At 66.1% G+C, this 16915-nt stretch carries 19 protein-coding genes; 8 read left to right on the forward strand and 11 right to left on the reverse strand.

The genetic code is table 11. The features are described from left to right. The first annotated feature begins 68 nt into the window (after positions 1-68). The 6 genes from ACFDS3_RS05470 to ACFDS3_RS05495 are packed head-to-tail and all read left to right on the forward strand — an operon-like array spanning position 69 to position 5978. Entirely contained in the window at positions 69-203 is a 135-nt protein-coding gene (locus tag ACFDS3_RS05470; protein ID WP_375261335.1) for a hypothetical protein, read from the forward strand. Then, complete coding sequence (locus ACFDS3_RS05475) at positions 193-1686, forward strand: hypothetical protein (RefSeq protein ID WP_375261336.1); 1494 nt, start codon at positions 193-195, stop codon at positions 1684-1686. The genes ACFDS3_RS05470 and ACFDS3_RS05475 overlap by 11 nt, the downstream gene beginning before the upstream one ends. After that, a complete protein-coding gene (locus ACFDS3_RS05480; RefSeq protein ID WP_375261337.1) occupies positions 1683-2588 on the forward strand; it encodes a site-specific tyrosine recombinase XerD in 906 nt (301 codons plus the stop codon). Before ACFDS3_RS05475 ends, ACFDS3_RS05480 begins: the two co-directional genes overlap by 4 nt. 39 nt (positions 2589-2627) lie before the next feature. Next, positions 2628-3932: an HlyC/CorC family transporter gene (locus ACFDS3_RS05485; RefSeq protein WP_375261338.1), complete on the forward strand. Its 1305-nt coding sequence runs from the start codon at positions 2628-2630 to the stop codon at positions 3930-3932. Next, a complete protein-coding gene (locus ACFDS3_RS05490; RefSeq protein WP_375261339.1) occupies positions 3929-4699 on the forward strand; it encodes a glycerophosphodiester phosphodiesterase family protein in 771 nt (256 codons plus the stop codon). The genes ACFDS3_RS05485 and ACFDS3_RS05490 overlap by 4 nt, the downstream gene beginning before the upstream one ends. A 58-nt stretch (positions 4700-4757) precedes the next feature. Then, a complete protein-coding gene (locus tag ACFDS3_RS05495; RefSeq protein ID WP_375261340.1) occupies positions 4758-5978 on the forward strand; it encodes a cytochrome P450 in 1221 nt (406 codons plus the stop codon). On the opposite strand, the gene ACFDS3_RS05500 is transcribed toward ACFDS3_RS05495, so the two are convergent. Genes ACFDS3_RS05500 through ACFDS3_RS05510 form a run of 3 tightly spaced genes read right to left on the reverse strand, consistent with a single transcriptional unit; the run spans position 5975 to position 9359 of the window. Then, positions 5975-7444, reverse strand: a complete 1470-nt coding sequence (locus ACFDS3_RS05500) for a carboxypeptidase M32 (RefSeq protein ID WP_375261341.1) — start codon at positions 7442-7444, stop codon at positions 5975-5977. The genes ACFDS3_RS05495 and ACFDS3_RS05500 overlap by 4 nt on opposite strands. Then, positions 7441-8583 carry a heme A synthase gene (ctaA, locus tag ACFDS3_RS05505; RefSeq protein WP_375261342.1) on the reverse strand — a complete coding sequence of 381 codons (1143 nt, stop codon included), beginning with the start codon at positions 8581-8583 and terminating at the stop codon, positions 7441-7443. Before ctaA ends, ACFDS3_RS05500 begins: the two co-directional genes overlap by 4 nt. Before the next feature lie 56 nt (positions 8584-8639). Then, positions 8640-9359, reverse strand: coding sequence for an RNA methyltransferase (locus ACFDS3_RS05510; RefSeq protein ID WP_375261343.1), 720 nt, complete (start codon positions 9357-9359; stop codon positions 8640-8642). Between the two features lie 87 nt (positions 9360-9446). On the opposite strand from ACFDS3_RS05510, the gene ACFDS3_RS05515 reads away from it, so the two are divergent. Further along, positions 9447-10061: a thiamine phosphate synthase gene (locus ACFDS3_RS05515; protein WP_375261344.1), complete on the forward strand. Its 615-nt coding sequence runs from the start codon at positions 9447-9449 to the stop codon at positions 10059-10061. Here the strand turns inward: ACFDS3_RS05515 and ACFDS3_RS05520 are convergent. The 3 genes from ACFDS3_RS05520 to ACFDS3_RS05530 form a co-directional block, all read right to left on the reverse strand. Next, a complete protein-coding gene (locus ACFDS3_RS05520; RefSeq protein WP_375261345.1) occupies positions 10041-10883 on the reverse strand; it encodes a lysophospholipid acyltransferase family protein in 843 nt (280 codons plus the stop codon). The genes ACFDS3_RS05515 and ACFDS3_RS05520 overlap by 21 nt on opposite strands. Further along, positions 10880-11644, reverse strand: a complete 765-nt coding sequence (locus ACFDS3_RS05525) for a GNAT family N-acetyltransferase (RefSeq protein WP_375261346.1) — start codon at positions 11642-11644, stop codon at positions 10880-10882. Before ACFDS3_RS05525 ends, ACFDS3_RS05520 begins: the two co-directional genes overlap by 4 nt. Before the next feature lie 153 nt (positions 11645-11797). Then, entirely contained in the window at positions 11798-11974 is a 177-nt protein-coding gene (locus ACFDS3_RS05530; RefSeq protein WP_375261347.1) for a DUF3553 domain-containing protein, read from the reverse strand. 36 nt (positions 11975-12010) lie between these two features. On the opposite strand from ACFDS3_RS05530, the gene ACFDS3_RS05535 reads away from it, so the two are divergent. Next, a complete protein-coding gene (locus ACFDS3_RS05535; protein WP_375261348.1) occupies positions 12011-12595 on the forward strand; it encodes a histidine phosphotransferase family protein in 585 nt (194 codons plus the stop codon). Here ACFDS3_RS05535 and ACFDS3_RS05540 read toward each other — a convergent pair. The 5 genes from ACFDS3_RS05540 to rpmA form a co-directional block, all read right to left on the reverse strand. Continuing rightward, positions 12592-13857, reverse strand: a complete 1266-nt coding sequence (locus ACFDS3_RS05540; RefSeq protein WP_375261349.1) for a glutamate-5-semialdehyde dehydrogenase — start codon at positions 13855-13857, stop codon at positions 12592-12594. The genes ACFDS3_RS05535 and ACFDS3_RS05540 overlap by 4 nt on opposite strands. A gap of 46 nt (positions 13858-13903) precedes the next feature. Next, positions 13904-15016, reverse strand: a complete 1113-nt coding sequence (gene proB, locus ACFDS3_RS05545; RefSeq protein WP_375261350.1) for a glutamate 5-kinase — start codon at positions 15014-15016, stop codon at positions 13904-13906. Beyond that, entirely contained in the window at positions 15004-16035 is a 1032-nt protein-coding gene (gene obgE / locus ACFDS3_RS05550) for a GTPase ObgE (protein WP_375261351.1), read from the reverse strand. Before obgE ends, proB begins: the two co-directional genes overlap by 13 nt. Beyond that, entirely contained in the window at positions 16032-16574 is a 543-nt protein-coding gene (locus ACFDS3_RS05555; RefSeq protein WP_375261352.1) for a GNAT family N-acetyltransferase, read from the reverse strand. The genes obgE and ACFDS3_RS05555 overlap by 4 nt, the downstream gene beginning before the upstream one ends. A 67-nt stretch (positions 16575-16641) precedes the next feature. After that, a complete protein-coding gene (gene rpmA, locus ACFDS3_RS05560) occupies positions 16642-16911 on the reverse strand; it encodes a 50S ribosomal protein L27 (protein ID WP_375261353.1) in 270 nt (89 codons plus the stop codon). Positions 16912-16915: the final 4 nt, after the last annotated feature.

The raw sequence follows: 16915 nt of genomic DNA on the forward strand, positions 1-16915 counted from the left end.
AAAGACCAGCTATAAACGGCCGGCACACCGGACGCAGTGCCGGGGACGAGGGGCAAAAAGGACGGGCAATGCTCAAGCTGCTGAAATTCGTCGCCATTATGGCGGTCATCGGGTTCATCGGACTGGTGGGCTTCGCCTATCTGGGTGATCTGGACCCTCAAAGCCGCGACGTGAGCGAACCTGTGGATCTGAATGCGCGCTAATCCGGCGACCTTTCTTCTTGCTGGCGCCGCGCTGGCTTGGGGCGCCGCGGCACAAGAAGCGCCCGTCGCTGCGCTGTGGCACGCCGCGACCGCCGAGGGGGCCGCGGTCGATGAGCCTGACAAGGAGCCAGTTGCCCGCTCGGCTATGACCGGTCCGATCACCGTGCTGCCCCTCGACAGGCCCGTGCCCGATCATGTGGGCTTGGTAGAGCCGGCCGAGGTCGGACTGCCAGAGGGGCTGTGGCAGCGATCGGATCTCTCCGACCTCGTCCAACGGCTCCAGGCGCTAGAGCCCCCGAAAAGCGCACCGATGCAGACGCTGCTGCACGACATGCTTCGTGTCTCGGCCCCGCCGCCTGCGGGAAGCAAGGACGGCGAGGCATTTTTTCTCGCACGGCTCGACGCGCTGATGGCGCTTGGCAGGCTGGACACGGCGCGCGCGCTGATGGAGCGGGCGGGTATGCACCAGCCCGAGATCTTCCGTCGCTGGTTTGACATGACGATCCTGACGGGGGACGAGAACGCGGCTTGCGACCGCATGCGCGCCTTGCCCGAGATCACACCGACCTATCCCGTGCGCATCTTCTGCCTCGCACGCTCGGGCGACTGGCCTGCCGCCGTGGTCACTCTGGAGACTGCGCGGGCGCTTGGCGTCATTGACGCCGCCGAGACCGAGCTCCTGACGCGCTTCCTCGACGATCTCGCCGGTCCGGCGCTCCTGCCGCCACCGTCGATGCCGAGCACACTGGAATTCATCATCTACGAGGCGGTCGGAGAGCCCCTGCGAACCCCTGTCCTGCCCCTGCCCTTCGCCGTTGCGGATTTGCGGAAGAACACCGGCTGGAAGGCGCGCGTCGAAGCTGCCGAACGACTTGCCAGCTATGGTGCCATCGACAGCGATCGCCTGTGGAAGGTCTATTCCGAACGTGCCCCCGCGGCGTCAGGTCAGCCGTGGGACCGCATTGCGGCCGTGCAGCGACTGAAGGACTCGCTCGAAGACGAGGACCCCGAACGGGTTGCGAAGGCGCTCGTTCCTGCGTGGGAGCGGATGCACGCGGCGGGCCTTCTGAACACCCTCGCCCACCAGGTTGCGCCTCAGCTGATCGATTTCGATCTCTCGGGCGAGGCGCAGGAGATTTCGCGCCGCCTCGCCGCTCTCGCCGATGTCGAAGCCCCGCCGCCGGACGATCCCGTCATCGCCTCGCTTCTGGCTCGCGAGGTGCCGCAGCCGGGCAGCGCGGACCCCGTGATCGCGGCGATTACGGCCGGCCTGTCCGGGCCGGCGCCCGAAGAGACGCGGGAGCGCATCGACGCAGGCAGGATCGGCGGAGCGCTTCTTGAGGCGGCGACAAACCTCCAGGACGGCTGGGGCGGCAACTTGGATGCACTGTCCGCGGGCCTCGCGACGCTCACCGCGGCCGGTCAGCGGGATGCGGCCTTCCGTGCCGCCATCGACCTGCTGCTGACGGACACGACGCCATGAGCATCGCGCGCCAGATCGCCACTTTCATCGACGCCCGATCCGCAGAAATGGGCGCGGCCGAAAACACCCGCCTTGCGTATGCCCGTGACCTCCACGACTTCGGAACGTGGATCGCCACCGACGATGTTGCCGGGATCACGCGCGACCACGTCGAGGGTTACCTCATCCATTGCGAGGCGCAGGGTTTCGCAGTCTCGACCCGTGCGCGGCGCTTGTCCGCGATCAAGGGGTTCTTCCGCTTCGCCTATGAAGAAGGCTGGCGCGACGACAATCCAGCCATCCGCATCAAGGGCCCCGGCCGCGAAAAGCGCCTGCCCAAGACGATCGAGGTCGAGGACGTGGATCGCCTGATCGACGCAGCCGGGCGCACCGGCCGCGCCGAGGGCGACCGCGTGCGCAACGGCTGCCTGCTCGAATTGCTCTACGCCACCGGGATGCGCGTGACCGAACTTGTGTCCCTTCCGGTCGCGGCGGCACGAGGCGACCCGCGAATGCTGCTGATCCGCGGCAAGGGCGGCAAAGAGCGCATGGTGCCTCTGACCGAAGGCGCCCGGCAGGCGCTGTCTGCATGGCTCGTCACCCGCGACGCAGCCGAGGATACGCGCGCGCCGTCTCGTTTTCTCTTCCCCTCGCGCGGGAAGGCGGGGCACCTGACACGGCACCGCTTCTTCCAGTTGATCAAGGAAATGGCGCTTGAGGCCGGGCTTGATCCCGCCGCGATCACGCCTCACACGCTGCGCCACGCATTCGCCACCCACCTCCTGGCCGGCGGCGCCGACCTGATGGCCATCCAGGCGCTTCTGGGTCATGCCGATGTGGCAACGACCGAGATCTACACCCATGTTCTCGACCAGCGGCTGAGGGAACTCGTGCTGGACCACCACCCGCTTGCCAAGAGCTGATCTTGTCAGTCCCCACCCGGCGCACCATAACGAAAGACCATGGACCCTTCATCTAGCCTCTTCGACGGCGCCTTCTGGATTTCGATTGGCGCCATCCTGTTTCTCCTCCTGTGCTCCGCATTCTTCTCGGGCTCGGAAACCGCGCTGACCGCGGCATCGCGCGGCAAGCTGCGTAGCCAGGCCGACAAGGGCAGCAAGGGCGCGCTTCTGGCGCTGGAGATCACGCAAGACAACGAGCGGCTGATCGGCTCGGTCCTGCTGGGCAACAACCTAGTGAACATCCTCGCGACCTCGCTGGCCACGGCGTTGTTCACCCGGCTCTTCGGCGAGTCCGGCGTTGCGCTGGCGACGCTGATCATGACGCTGCTGGTGCTCATCTTCGCCGAGGTGCTGCCCAAGACCTACGCCATCACCAATGCCGAGACTGCGGCCTCGCGCGTCTCGGCGCCGATCGGGATCATCGTGCGCGTCTTTGCGCCCGTGGTCGGTGCGGTGCGGGCGCTGGTTCGGTTGCTTCTGCGGCTTTTCGGCGTGCAGACCGATCCCAACAGCCAGATCCTTGCCATCCGTGAAGAGATCGAGGGCGCGCTGAATCTCGGCCACTCCGAGGGCGTCGTCGAAAAGGAGGACCGCGACCGCATCCTCGGTGCGTTGGACCTGGCCGAGAGGACGGTCGAAGAGATCATGCTCCACCGGTCCAAGATTCAGATGTTGAACGCGGATGATCCCCCGGCCGAGCTTGTGCGCCAATGCCTCGACAGTCCGCATACGCGCCTGCCGGTCTATCGCGAGAGCCATGAGAACATCATCGGCGTGATCCACGCCAAGGATCTGCTGCGCGCGATCTATGCCCGCCGTGCCGCCGCAGCCGCCGGCGAGGAGTTGGCGGATTTCGACATCGCCGACGTGGCGATGCCCCCCTATTTCGTGCCCGAGGTCACGACGCTCGACGACCAGATGCGCGAGTTCCTGCGCCGCCATACGCACTTTGCGTTGGTAGTCGACGAGTACGGGGTGCTGCAGGGCCTCATCACGCTAGAGGATATCCTCGAAGAGATCGTGGGCGAGATCACGGACGAATTCGACCTCGACGAAGAGGCCCCCTACCGCCGCACCGAAAGCGGCGACTGGATCGTCGATGGCGGCATGACCATTCGCGACCTGAACCGTGCTGCCGACTGGCAACTGCCCGACGACGAAGCCATCACGATCGCCGGCCTCGTCATTCACGAGGCGCAGACAATCCCAACGCAAGGCCAGGTCTTCAGCTTCCACGGATTTCGGTTCGAGGTGATGCAGCGGATGGACAACCGGATCACCCGCCTTCGCATCCGCCCGCTATGACGGGTCGGGCGCGCCATCCCTACCTGGACGCGTCCGACCCGATTGCCTTCGCACACCGCGGCCATGCGGACGGCGTGGCCGAGAATTCGGCCGAAGCCATCGATGCCGCAGTGTCGGCAGGTTACGGCTATGTCGAGACGGACGTGCAGGCCACGCGCGACGGGGTGGCGGTGCTGTTCCATGACGACACGACAGAGCGCCTTCTGGGCGAGCCCGGTCGTATTGCCGACCGCGACTGGACCGATCTCAGCACGCGCCGGCTGGTGGGGGGAGGCCGGATCGTGCGGCTCGACGAGGTTCTGTCCGATCACCCACGCCTGCGACTGAACATCGATGCCAAGACAGACGACGTCGTGCGTCCCATGGGTGACGCCATCAAGGGCGCGCTCGACAGGGTCTGCGCGGCCTCGTTCGACACACGCCGGACCCGCGCCTTGCGCCAGAGGTTGGGATCTCGCCTTTGCTGGTCGCCCGCGATGGCGGAAATTGCGCGTATTTGGGCGGGCGGTTGGGGCGTGCCCGTGGGCGGACGCGGAGCGCCGTGCCTGCAGGTGCCGCCGACATGGCGCAGTATCCCGATCGTCACGCCACGGTTCATCAAGGCGGCGCATGATCGAGGGGCCGCAATCCATGTCTGGACGGTGAACGATCCCCTCGAGATGCACGCGCTTTTGGACCTCGGCGTGGACGGGTTGATGACGGACGACGCGCCTGCCCTTAAGGAGGTGATGACCTCACGGGGATTTTGGTCCGGTTTCCTGCACTGACGGGGCGACGTCAGGGCATCTAGGATTATGTCGGCACACAGACTGACGAGAGAACCCCATGTCCTTACCCCACGCTCCCCAGGGCGATCTGACCCGTTTTATTTCGCGCGACCCTTACCGCGCCGTCTCGCGCGTTGCCGATCGGCTTGGCGCCGATGCCTTCCGCGGCAAGCTGATGCTTGGCGACACGGTATTTTTGACCGGACCTGAGAAGGCGCAGCTTTTCTATAGCGACGACATGATGCGCAACGGCGCAGCGCCGTGGTTCCTAAGGGAAACGCTGTTCGGTCGTGGCGGCGTTCAGAGCCTTGATCGTGAGGAGCACAGGCGCCGGAAGGCGCTGTTCCTCGGGCTGATGACCCGGAACGTGCCCGCTCAACTGGCGGCCGCGTTCAGCGAAGAGCTGGATCGGTTGGCCGAGGCCCGTCCCGGCAGGGTCGTCGTGCAGGATGAGATGATCCGCCTCTTGACCCGGGTCGCCTGCACATGGGCCGGCGTGCCCGATAGCCGTTCCGCAACCCATGCCGGAATGCTGTCGGACCTGTTCGAGCATGCGGCGCCGCTGAACTGGGCCTTCGTCAAAGGCGTCACCGCGCGGCGCAAGGCCAACGCCTGGGCCGGCGAACTGGTCTCGAATACGCGCGCGGGCAAAATTCGGCCGCCCCGCGGCTCGGCGCTGGACGAGATTGCGGGCTACCGCACCGCCCAGGGCGACCCGCTGGGCCGCGAGGTCGCCGCGGTCGAACTGCTCAACGTGATCCGCCCGGTCATCGCCGTCTCGGCGTTCCTGACCTTCACCGCCCACGCCTTGGCAACCCATGAACGCGCCCGCGCCGCAGCCGAGGAAGCGCCAGAGAACCTGGTGCAGGAGGTCCGGCGCACCGCTCCGTTCTTCCCGATGCTTGCGGCGCGCACGGCTCGCGACATCGAAATCGAGGGCGACGCGGTCGCGGCCGGCACGCGTGTGATCCTCGATATCTATGGGACCAACCGGGACGCCCGCGTATGGGACGACCCCTACATGTTCCGTCCCAGCCGGTTTCAGGATCGCGACATCGGCCCCTATGACCTGATTGCGCAAGGCGGTGGCGACCACGCGAGCGGCCATCGTTGTCCCGGCGAATGGATCACCATCGCCCTGATGCGCGCCTTCACCGAGTGGACCACGCGCATCGACTATATCCGGCCGCGGCAGGATCTGCATTTCGAGATGCAGACCCTTCCAGCCCTGCCGTCTAGCCGGATGATCTGGACCGACCTTCGCCCGGCGTCCGTCTAGAGGCCGTAGATCGCGCCGAACTTGGCTTCGAGATAGTCCAGGAGCGGCGCCTCCGTCGGCGCCTCTCCGGCCGCGCGTTGTATCAGCTCGCGCGGCTGGTAGAGGCCGCCGTGGACCTGCACCCGGTCGCGCAGCCACTCCGTCGCCACCCGCGGCTCGCCCTCAGCGAGCGCCGCGTCTAGGTCTGGAAGGTCCCGGCGCAGCGCCGCATGCAGGCACCCAGCATAGACATTGCCGAGAGTGTAGGTTGGAAAGTAGCCAAAGAGCCCAACGGACCAATGCACGTCCTGCAAACACCCCTCCGACGCACGCGTGGGGCGGTAGCCGAAATCGGCTTCGAACCTGGCGTTCCAGGCCTCATCCAGATCCGCGGGATCGAGTGTTCCCGCGATCAGCTGGCGTTCCAGATCAAAGCGCAGGAGGACGTGGAGGTTGTATTGCACCTCGTCCGACTCGGTGCGGATATATCCGCGATGCAAGCGATTCACCGTGGCGAAGAACGCATCGGCGTCGAGGCCCGGATCGCCGAACAGCTCGGCCATCTGTCCATGAAGCCAGCCCGTGAAGGCGCGAGACCGGCCTAGCTGGTTCTCGTAGAGGCGCGACTGGCTTTCGTGCACCCCCATCGACACCCCTTGGCCGAGCGGCGTGAACAGATATGCGTCGTCGATGTCTTGTTCGTAGGTCGCGTGCCCGACCTCGTGAATCGTCGAGTAGAGGCAGTTAAACGGGTCGACCGGATCGGTGCGGGTGGTGATCCGCACGTCCATGCCGCTGCCCGAGCTGAACGGATGAACCGCCCGGTCGATCCGCCCGCGGTCGAAGTCATAGCCGAAGGCGGCTGCGAGCTTCTCGGCAAGCATGAGCTGCGCGTCCGGCGGGAACGTCCCGTCAAGCCGCGCAGGCTGCCGCTCAGCCCCGAGGCAGGCGTCGCGCAGCGCGATCAGGCGCGGGCGCAGGGCGCCGAACATGGCGACAAGGGTCTCGGCCGTGGCGCCGGGTTCGTAGTCGTCCAGCAGCGCATCATAGAGGTCACCACCGTCTGCAAGGGCGTCGGCTTCTTCCCGCTTCAGGCGCACGATCTCAGCCAGCACCGGCGCGAAGGCGGCGAAATCATCCGCTGCCCGCGCAGCCGCCCACTTCCCCTGCGCGATCGACGTGGTCTTGGCCAGCGCGCTCGCCAGACGCGCCGGCACGCGGGCCGTGCGCTCGTAGCTGCGGCGGATGTGGCGCAGGTTCGCCTCGGCCACCTCGTCCTCAGATTCGGCGGCTGCCAGCCACTCGCCGATCCGTCGATCGGTACGGCGGGCATGAAGGAGGCCTTCGAGAACCCCCATCTCTTCGCCGCGCTGCTCGGCCGCACCGCGAGGCATCACCGTCTCCTGGTCCCATCCGAGCCGGCCGGCCACCTGCGACAGCACCTCCGTCTCGCGCTGGAAGGCCATCAACTCGTCATAGGCGGTCATGCGGTCCTCACGGATTGCTGGGCGGGATACGCGTTCTGGTGTCGCGCGCGGATGATGAAGACCCACAGCGCCACGGCGCCAAGCTGGTGCAGGATCGCCAGGTACCACGGCGACGAGTGCATCACCGTGACGATCCCGAGGATGATCTGCAGCACCAGCATCGCGATGACTGCGTGCCACGTCGCGCGGGTCTTGCGCAGCGACGACTTGCGCGCCCGCAGGAAGAACACGAGGCCCACCACGAACAGCAAGTAGCCGGTCATGCGGTGCATGAACTGCACGGTCGCATCGTTTTCGAAAAAGTTGCGCCACACCGGCTCGATCCCGAAGGCGTCAGGCGGAAAGAAGCCCCCGGCCATCAGCGGCCAGTCGATGTAGTTGCGGCCTGCGTCGATCCCCGCGACCAGCGCGCCGAGGATGATCTGAAGGAAGGTCAGTGCCAGAAGCCAGCTTGCGAAGCGCGTCAGCACGGGCTCACGCGCGCGGCGGGCCTGGATCAGCTCTCCCTCGGTACGCGACAGGTGCGCGGCGTACCATGCGATCAGCCCCAGGATCACGAAGGCCAAGCCCAGATGTGTGGCAAGACGGTAGGACGCCACGTCCAGACGATCATCCCCGAGCCCCGAGGCTACCATCCACCAGCCGATCGCCCCCTGCAGCCCGCCCAGTGCGCCCAGAAGGATCAGCCGGCCCGTCCAGCCGGGCGGGATTTTCCGAGTGACGAGGAAACCGACGAAGCCCAAGGCCCAGACAAGGCCGATCACGCGGCCCAGCTGCCGGTGGCCCCATTCCCACCAGTAGATCGACTTGAACTCGCCCAGGGTCATCTGGAAGTTCTGCAACTGAAACTCGGGGATCTGCTGATAGGCGTCAAACTCGGCCTGCCAATCAGCCTCGTTCAGGGGCGGGATCGCGCCCGTCACCGGGGCCCATTCGGTGATCGACAAGCCTGAGTCGGTCAGCCGCGTCAGGCCACCCACGGCGATCATCACCACGACCAGCGCGAACAGGACCCAAAGCCACGCCCGCACCGCCTTTCGCGCGCCGCGGGGGCGAGCGTCGATCATGCCGCCCTTCGGCGCCCCGCGCGGGGGCTCTTCGGTGCCGACTTCCTCGAAGATCGAACGTTTCTGGGCCATTGGAACTCCTGTCGCCGTGCCGCGCGAAGCTATGCCGCGCAGCCGCCAAAGGGAAGTCAGCGGTCCCGCGGTCGGACGAGTTGCCGCAACGCACCGTGCAGAAGCTGCACGTCGTTGCGCGTCATCGGCATGCGGGACCAGAAGTTGCGGAAGGTCAGCTTCATGTGGCCTGCCTTCTCGGGCGGAAAGAAGAAGCCCGAGTCCTCGAGCCGCTGCTCCCAATGCTGGGCGAATCTCTCCACGTCCTCGACCGGAGCGACGTCCGGTGGGTCGGCGGCGCGGGGTTCGACGGCGCCGCGGCGCCACTCGTAGGCCATCAAGAGCACGCATTGGGCAAGGTTCAGCGACGCGAATTCGGGGTTCACCGGCACGGTCACGATGGCCTGCGCGCGCGCGACGTCCTCGTTCGCCAACCCCGCGCGTTCGCCGCCGAACAGGATGCCGACGCGGCGTCCCTCGGCCATCATCTCGCGGGCTGCGCGCATGGCGCTTTCCGGATCGTGGACAGGCTTCTCCAGGTCGCGCGGCCTTGCTGTCGTGGCAAAGACGTAGTCGCAGCCTTCCGCCGCGCCGGCGACATCATCGGCCACTCGCGCAGTCTCGAGCACCCGCGTGGCGCCCGAGGCCATCGCCGTTGCCTTCGGATTCGGCCAACCGTCCCGGGGCGAGACGAGGCGCATGTCCGTCAGGCCGAAGTTCAGCATGGCGCGCGCGGCGGCGCCGATGTTCTCGCCCATCTGCGGGCGCACGAGGATCATTGAGGGCTGGCTTGTCATGCCCGTCCGTTTAGTCCCGCCCCCGGGCATGGTCAAAGCCCTTCCCGCCCGCTAAGACGCCCGCCAGACCCCGTGACGGAGAGCGCCATGGCCGAAGACGACCAGCCCCAGATCTACCTCGTAACCCCGCCACTGATGCAGGACACCTTGCCGGACGCACTCGCCCGGCTGCTCGACGCCCATCCGATCGCCTGCGTGCGGCTCGATCTCGCGACCCGCGACGAAGACACGCTGCTGCGCGCCTGCGACGCCTTGCGCGCAACTACCGAGCCGCGCGACGTCGCGCTGGTAATTGCCGACCATTGGAAGCTCGCGGATCGCACCGGGCTTGACGGGGTGCACCTGTCTGACGGATCGCGACAGGTGAAGAAGGCCCGCGCCGATCTTGGTGCCGAGGCCATTGTCGGCGCCTTCTGTGGTGCCTCTCGTCACGACGGAATGGTCGCGGGCGAGATGGGTGCAGACTACGTGTCGTTCGGACCCGTCGGCGGCCCCGACCTGGGGGACGAGCGGGCTGCAGACGAGCTGTTCCAATGGTGGTCCGAGATGATCGAGGTTCCGGTGGTTGCCGAAGGCGGTCTGGCCGAGGCCGAGCTGGCGCGGCTCAAGACCTCGACCGATTTCGTGGCGTTCGGTGAAGAGCTCTGGATTGCGCCCGACCCGGTGCAGCGTCTGGCCGCCCTACGCGCCGCCCTTGGCTAGGGCGCGCTTCGCCGTCTCGAGCCCTTCCCGCACGGCGGCCTCGGCCGCGCGGGCAAGAGACTTGCGATCCGGCATTGCCGCCACGCGGATCGGCGCGTGGCGTATCACCTCCACCGACCCTTGGCGTCGGGTGGCGAGGACCTTGACCAGGTTCAGGCCGAAACCCATGTCGCCCCACCAGCCGTAATAACGCGGCTCGGCCCCTGCGGGCGGATGATAGGCGACCGAGATCGGCTGAACCTCCATCTCTTCGGCCAGCGCGCCAGAGTAGAACACTCCAAACAGCGTGGTCTTGAAGGGCGCGACCCGAAGGTTGTCGGTCGAGGTGCCCTCGGGAAAGAACATCAGCCGGTGTCGGGCGCTCAGCCGCTCCTCAAGAAGGCGCTGCTGAGCGGCCGCCTCGCGTCGTTCGCGGCGGATGAAGAGCGTGCCGGTGGCCTTCGCCAAGACGCCGACCCCCGGCCAGCCCGCCACCTCGGACTTCGAGACGAAGTAGAGCGGCTCGATCGCGTTCAGCGCGAAGATGTCGAGCCAGCTCGAATGGTTCGCTACCATTGCGCCCTGCCCCGTCATCCGCGGCCCGCGCACTTCCATCGGCAGCCCCATGAGCCAGAGTGCCCCGCGACAGACGATGACGGTGATCCAGGGACTCACGGGACGGTTCAGACCGGCGAGCGGACGTTCGATCAGTCTGACGAGCATGTGCAGCCCTAGCAGCCCGAAGACCCACAGCGCCAGCGGCACCCCACGCACCACGGCGAGCGCGTAGCCGCCGGGGCCGACGCGCGGCACCTCTGGCGGCACGTCGGAATGCCATGTCACGGTCGTGGCCGGGCATAGATCGCGCGGGCGCGATCATTCAGCTGCGCAGTATCCATGACCATGCAGACGTCCGTCGTGTTGAACTTGCGGTCGATCCAGGCGCCCTCCCCGACGCAGCCCCCGAGCCGCAGATACGCCTTGATCAGCGCCGGGACATCCTTCATCGCGGCTATCCGCTCGTAGCTTTCCTCAGGAAGCCGGGCCAGCGGCACCGCTTCGGGCGGACGGGCTGCGACGCGCAACTCGGTTGGCGCGATGTGACGGTGCCCGAGGATCGACAGAGGGGCGGCAAGAGCGTCGAGGTCGGTGCCATGAAATGACGCGACGCCGAAGAGGATTTCGGCCCCCTCGGCCGTCACGAACTCTGCGAGCCCGGCCCACATGTGGAACATCGCAGCGCCACCCCGGTAGTCCTGGTGCAGGCAGGAGCGCCCAAGCTCAAGTAGCTTCCGCCCCGAACGACGTAGTGGCGCAAGATCGTATTCCGCTTCGGAGTAGAACCGACCAGCCTCGGCCGCACCGGCCTCGGTCATCAGGCGATAGACTCCGACGACCTGATCATCGTCTTCACGCGCCAGATCGCGCAGTATGAGATGACGGCAGATAGGATCGAAGGCATCACACTCGAGGCCCGCGGCATAATCGACATCTTCGCCGCCGCCACCAAGTTCCTCGACGAAGACGCGATACCTCAGCGCTTGCGCGGCGCGAATGTCGGCCTCACCTGCGGCGAAGCTCAGGTCGAATTTGGGCTCTGTCATTGCAGCACGGATCCCGTCCCGGCACGGCTCGCCGACCGCTCTTAGGGCGTCCTGTCGATATGGGCAACATGCGCGCGAGCGGCGATTTCCTGTCGGGACTTCTCACCCGGCTTAATCCTTTGTTAAGGGTTCCGCGCGCATGGTTCCTGCCATTCAGAAGACCGGAACGAGTTCTACGTGGGAGCCATCAATGACCACTTTTCCCGCGTCGCGAAACATCACGGTGATTTTCCCACCGATGTTGGACTGCACCTGCCCCTCTCCCCAGTCCGGGCGATCGGGGTGGCGTACAATCATGCCCGGTTCGAGCAGCGCATTTATGTCGGACATGGGTTCATTCCTTCTTGCGGATAAGGTGATATGACGATGGTTCCTGCAGAAATGAACGCTTTGCTCGGGTCGAGGATTTGCCACGACCTGATCAGCCCTCTGGGCGCGATCTGCAACGGTGTCGAACTGGTGGAGATGATGGGCGGGGCCGGCACCGCCGAAGTTGCGCTGCTGTCGGACAGTGCTGCCGCAGCGAATGCGAGGATTCGCCTGTTCCGCATCGCCTTCGGCATGGCTGGCGCCGGACAGAAGATCGGCTGGGGCGAACTTGGCAGCGTGATCGAGACGCTGTCGTCACGCCGGATGCAGATCGACTGGGCGCCCGCATCGGATCTCGAACGCCGCGAGGCGAAGCTGGGTGTCCTGCTTCTTCTCTGCGCCGAAACACTCATCCCCTTCGGCGGCACAGTCCGGGTCGAAATGGGCCCGCGCGTCACGCTCGAAATCGCGGCCGAGCGCATGCGTGATGCGCCTGACCTTCTCATGCAGCTCGTCGATGACACCGCGGCCCTGCCCGACGCCAATGATCTCCACTTCCCGCTCGCCCGTGTGGCTGCGGCCGAACTGGGACGGCGCATTGACCTCGACGTGGCCGAGGGGCAACTGAGGATCACCGCCTAGGGGCGGATGGTCCCAGCCCCCCGCACCTTGTACTTGAACGAGGTCAGCTGACGTGCACCCACGGGGCCCCTTGCATGAAGCCGGCCCGTGGCGATCCCGATCTCGGCCCCCATGCCGAACTCGCCGCCGTCGGCGAACTGGGTGGAGGCATTCACCATGACGATGGCGCTGTCCACCTCGTTCAGGAACCGTTCGGCCGTCGCATCGTCAGCGGTTATGATGCAGTCGGTGTGGTTCGAGCTGTAGCGGCGAATATGTGCAATGGCCCCATCGATGTCAGGAACCGTCTTCGCTGCGATGATCTTGTCGAGGAACTCGCGCCCCCAGTCGTCGTCGGACGCGGCGACAGTGCCGTCGATCCCGGCCAAACGACCGCCGGCGCGGACCTCGACGTCCTTCTCGATCAACGCGCGGATGAGGCCCTGGCCGATCGTGTCTACGACGTCCTCGTGGATCAGCAGGCATTCCGCGGCGCCGCAGATGCCGGTGCGCCGTGTCTTGGCGTTCAGCACGACATTCAGAGCGACCTCGGGATCGGCATCCTTGTCGATGTAGATGTGAACGATTCCCTCGAGATGGGCAAAAACCGGCACCCGCGCTTCGCGTTGGACCAGCCCGACAAGACCCTTGCCGCCGCGGGGCACAATCACGTCGATCGCGTCCGTCATCTGCAGCATCTCGCTGACCGCGGCACGGTCGCGCGTTGGAACGCGCTGGACGGCATGTTCAGGCAGACCGGCCTTCTTCAGCCCTTCGACGAGGCACGAATGGATCACGCCCGACGAATGAAAGCTCTCGGACCCGCCGCGCAAGATGACCGCGTTGCCTGACTTCAGGCACAGCGCGCCAGCGTCGGCAGTCACGTTCGGGCGGCTTTCATAAATTACGCCGACCACGCCCAGCGGAGAGCGCACCTGCTCGAACTTCAGGCCGTTCGGCTGCTCCCACGCTTCCATGACCTCGCCCACAGGATCATCCTGCGCCGCGACAGACCGCAGCGCGTCGGCGATTCCAGCGATCCGAGCGGCGTCCAGCTCCAGCCGATCCAGCATCGCGGGCGTCACGCCCTTGTCGCGGGCGAAGTCCATGTCCTTCGCGTTGGCTTCCAGCAACTCATCGGTGCGCGCGACCAGCGCATCTGCCCCGGCTTCAAGCGCGCTGCGCTTGGCTTCGGGGGTCGCGGTGGCCAGCTCGGTGGCGGCGGCGCGGGCGCGGCGGCCGATCTCGGCCATCGTCTCGACGATGTTCGTGTCGTCCTTCATCATGCCCTCCAGGTTCGGGTTCGGCCGCTACATAGGGCGAAACGGCTCAAAGTGCCATGTCGTCACGGTGAATCAGGGACGCCCGGCCCGGATACCCTAGAATTTCGAAGATTTCTTCGCTCTGCCGCCCCGCGATCGCGCGAGCCGCGTCCGAAGTATAGCGGGTCAGGCCCATGCCGAGGATCCGCCCCTTTGGACCGATAATCGAGACCGGATCGCCGCGTCCGAACTCGCCCGTGACATTCGCCACGCCCGCCGGCAGAAGAGAGCGCCCGCCTGCCAAGGCCTTGGCGGCGCCCTCGTCCACCTCGATCACACCCTGCGGCTTCATGGCGAGGATCCACGCCTTTCGCGCCGTCTTCGGATCGAGGCGCGGCAGGAACCACGACGCGCGAGCCCCATTTCCCAGCGCTGCCAGCGGGTTTTCCACGCCGCCATCGGTGATGCACAGCGCACAGCCCGAGGCGGTGGCGGTCCGCGCCGCCAGAAGCTTGGTGCGCATACCGCCCTTAGACACGCCCGAAACCGGGTCTCCCGCCATGGCATCGATGTCGCTGGTGATATCCTCGATCTCGGGAAGATGCTGCGCGGACGGATCGGTGTGCGGATTGGACGTGTAGAGGCCATCCACATCCGACAGCAGGATCAGCTGGTCCGCGTCAACAGTCACGGCGATCTGCGCCGCCAGCCTGTCATTGTCGCCGAACCGAAGTTCGTCCGTCGCAACAGTATCGTTCTCGTTCACGATTGGAACGGCGCCGAGCGACAGAAGCGACGAAAACGTCGAACGAGCGTTCAAATAACGACGGCGGTCCACCGTGTTTTCGAGCGTGAGGAGGACCAGCGCCGCGGTCAGACCATGCGGCGCCAAAGCTTCGTCATAGGCACGCGCCAGACTGATCTGTCCCGCAGCCGCGGCGGCCTGTGACTGTTCCACCGGCAGTGCGCCGGCGGGAAGTCCAAGGCGCCCCCGACCGAGCGCGACGGCGCCAGACGATACCACGACCACCTCGGTGCCGCCTGCCCTCAGTGCCGCCACATCGGCGCAGAGGCTTTCCAGCCAGGCGCCGCGCAGCTTGCCGGTTTGGCGATCCACAAGAAGCGCCGAGCCGATCTTAACGACGAGGCGCCGCGCTTTGAAGGGGGTCAGGGTTGCCATGTGTCGCTGTCCTTTGTCGTCTTTTGCCGCACGCGCTCGTCCGAGATCTGGGCGCGGAGGGCACGCAGAACCTCTGTCACCCCTTCGCCACTGACACCGGACATCAGCATGACGGGTCCGGCCGCTTCTTCCAGCGTTTCCTTGAGGAAGGTGCGTTCCTCCTCGTCGAGCGCGTCGATCTTGTTCAGCGCGGTCACCCGAGGTTTCTCGGCCAGTGCGCCACCATAGGCTTTTAGTTCGTTGATCACCGTCTGCCAGTCCCGGACCGGGTCGCCCGAGGTTCCGTCCACCAGATGCAGAAGCACGGCGCAGCGCTCCACATGGCCGAGGAACCTGTCACCGATGCCTCGCCCTTCATGTGCGCCTTCGATCAGCCCGGGGATATCGGCGATGAGGAATTCGGCCCCATCCACGCCGACGACGCCGAGATTGGGATGGATCGTGGTGAAGGGGTAGTCGGCGATCTTGGGCCGCGCATTGGAAGTTGCGGCGAGGAAGGTGGACTTCCCGGCGTTCGGAAGACCCAGAAGACCGGCGTCGGCGATCAGCTTCAGGCGCAGCCAGATCGTACGTTCCACGCCCGGCTGCCCGGGATTCGCGCGGCGTGGCGCCTGGTTCGTAGAGGACTTGAAGCGCAGGTTGCCCCAGCCGCCGTTACCGCCCTCGGCCAGAACGACCCGTTGGCCGACATCGGTGAGGTCGGCGATAACGGTCTCTTCGTCCTCGTCGAGGATCTCGGTGCCCACGGGCACGCGCAGCACGATGTCGTCCCCGCCGGCACCGGTGCGCTGGCTACCCATACCGTGCTGACCATTGCCGGCGAAGAAATGCTGCTGGTAGCGAAAGTCGATCAGGGTGTTGAGCCCATCTACCGCCTCGATCACAACGTCGCCGCCCCTGCCGCCGTCGCCGCCATCGGGTCCGCCGTACTCCATGAACTTCTCGCGCCGGAACGAGATGGAGCCGCCACCACCGGAGCCGGAACGAATTTGAACTTTCGCAAGATCCAGAAATTTCATGTCGTCGCCCTATCCCGTTGTGCGGCTCGTCTCAAGCGGCGCCACTCGGCCCGCGTCATCTCGTAGAGCACCGTCTCGGCATCCTGACCGAGCGCCCTGAATCTTCGTCGGGTCGCGCCGACGGCGCGGAAACCCAGGTAGCGGATTACCTTTTCGGACCTGTCGTTCCCGACCATGTGGCTGACCGTCAAGCGCTTGCGGGTCGGATCGGCAAAAACTGCGTCGCGCACCGCTTCGGCCGCCTCTCGCGCGTAGCCCCGCCCCCAGGCGGATCGCGCCAGCCAGTAACCCAGTTCGTCCTGCGCCGAGATCACGCCGCAGAGCCCGCTTGCGTCGCAAATCGCCCAGGTCCGGCGCGCTTCGGCTGCGGTTGAGGCAAGGAACGACTCGGCATCGCTGCGATCGTAAGGAAATGGCACGACCGCCAGCCATTTGGCGACATCGTAATTGCCGACCCCCGCAACGACGGCATCGGCGTCGTCTGGTCGAAGTGGCCTCAAAACCAGCCGTTCGGTCGTCAGGTGGGCGATGTCCCGCATCGGGTCCTCGGACGAAAAAGGGGGACCGGCGACCGCCGATCCCCCCTTGGAATCGCTGAAAGTAGCCTTATTCGGCGGCTTCAGCTTCCGGCAGAACCGAGACGTAGGTCCGTCCCTTCAGGCCTTTGTGGAAGGTCACCTTGCCACCGTCGGTCGCAAAGATGGTGTGGTCGCGGCCAAGCCCCACGCCCTCGCCCGGCCACCACTTGGTGCCCCGCTGGCGGATGATGATGTTGCCGGGAATGACGGCCTCACCACCGAATTTCTTGACGCCAAGACGACGTCCGGCGGAGTCGCGACCGTTGCGGCTGGAACCGCCTGCCTTTTTGTGTGCCATAAGT

The sequence above is a fragment of the Palleronia sp. genome, assembly GCF_042089775.1.
Taxonomy (GTDB): Bacteria; Pseudomonadota; Alphaproteobacteria; order Rhodobacterales; family Rhodobacteraceae; genus Palleronia.

Coding starts and splice junctions, on each gene's coding strand:
- ACFDS3_RS05495 (WP_375261340.1), top strand. CDS start 4,758: ATGTCCTTACCCCACGCTCCCCAGGGCGATCTGACCCGTTTTATTTCG.
- ACFDS3_RS05525 (WP_375261346.1), bottom strand. CDS start 11,644: ATGACAGAGCCCAAATTCGACCTGAGCTTCGCCGCAGGTGAGGCCGAC.
- ACFDS3_RS05535 (WP_375261348.1), top strand. CDS start 12,011: ATGGTTCCTGCAGAAATGAACGCTTTGCTCGGGTCGAGGATTTGCCAC.
- ACFDS3_RS05490 (WP_375261339.1), top strand. CDS start 3,929: ATGACGGGTCGGGCGCGCCATCCCTACCTGGACGCGTCCGACCCGATT.
- ACFDS3_RS05480 (WP_375261337.1), top strand. CDS start 1,683: ATGAGCATCGCGCGCCAGATCGCCACTTTCATCGACGCCCGATCCGCA.
- ctaA (WP_375261342.1), bottom strand. CDS start 8,583: ATGGCCCAGAAACGTTCGATCTTCGAGGAAGTCGGCACCGAAGAGCCC.
- ACFDS3_RS05530 (WP_375261347.1), bottom strand. CDS start 11,974: ATGTCCGACATAAATGCGCTGCTCGAACCGGGCATGATTGTACGCCAC.
- ACFDS3_RS05515 (WP_375261344.1), top strand. CDS start 9,447: ATGGCCGAAGACGACCAGCCCCAGATCTACCTCGTAACCCCGCCACTG.
- proB (WP_375261350.1), bottom strand. CDS start 15,016: ATGGCAACCCTGACCCCCTTCAAAGCGCGGCGCCTCGTCGTTAAGATC.
- ACFDS3_RS05500 (WP_375261341.1), bottom strand. CDS start 7,444: ATGACCGCCTATGACGAGTTGATGGCCTTCCAGCGCGAGACGGAGGTG.
- ACFDS3_RS05470 (WP_375261335.1), top strand. CDS start 69: ATGCTCAAGCTGCTGAAATTCGTCGCCATTATGGCGGTCATCGGGTTC.
- obgE (WP_375261351.1), bottom strand. CDS start 16,035: ATGAAATTTCTGGATCTTGCGAAAGTTCAAATTCGTTCCGGCTCCGGT.
- ACFDS3_RS05475 (WP_375261336.1), top strand. CDS start 193: ATGCGCGCTAATCCGGCGACCTTTCTTCTTGCTGGCGCCGCGCTGGCT.
- ACFDS3_RS05485 (WP_375261338.1), top strand. CDS start 2,628: ATGGACCCTTCATCTAGCCTCTTCGACGGCGCCTTCTGGATTTCGATT.
- ACFDS3_RS05555 (WP_375261352.1), bottom strand. CDS start 16,574: ATGCGGGACATCGCCCACCTGACGACCGAACGGCTGGTTTTGAGGCCA.
- ACFDS3_RS05540 (WP_375261349.1), bottom strand. CDS start 13,857: ATGAAGGACGACACGAACATCGTCGAGACGATGGCCGAGATCGGCCGC.
- rpmA (WP_375261353.1), bottom strand. CDS start 16,911: ATGGCACACAAAAAGGCAGGCGGTTCCAGCCGCAACGGTCGCGACTCC.
- ACFDS3_RS05510 (WP_375261343.1), bottom strand. CDS start 9,359: ATGACAAGCCAGCCCTCAATGATCCTCGTGCGCCCGCAGATGGGCGAG.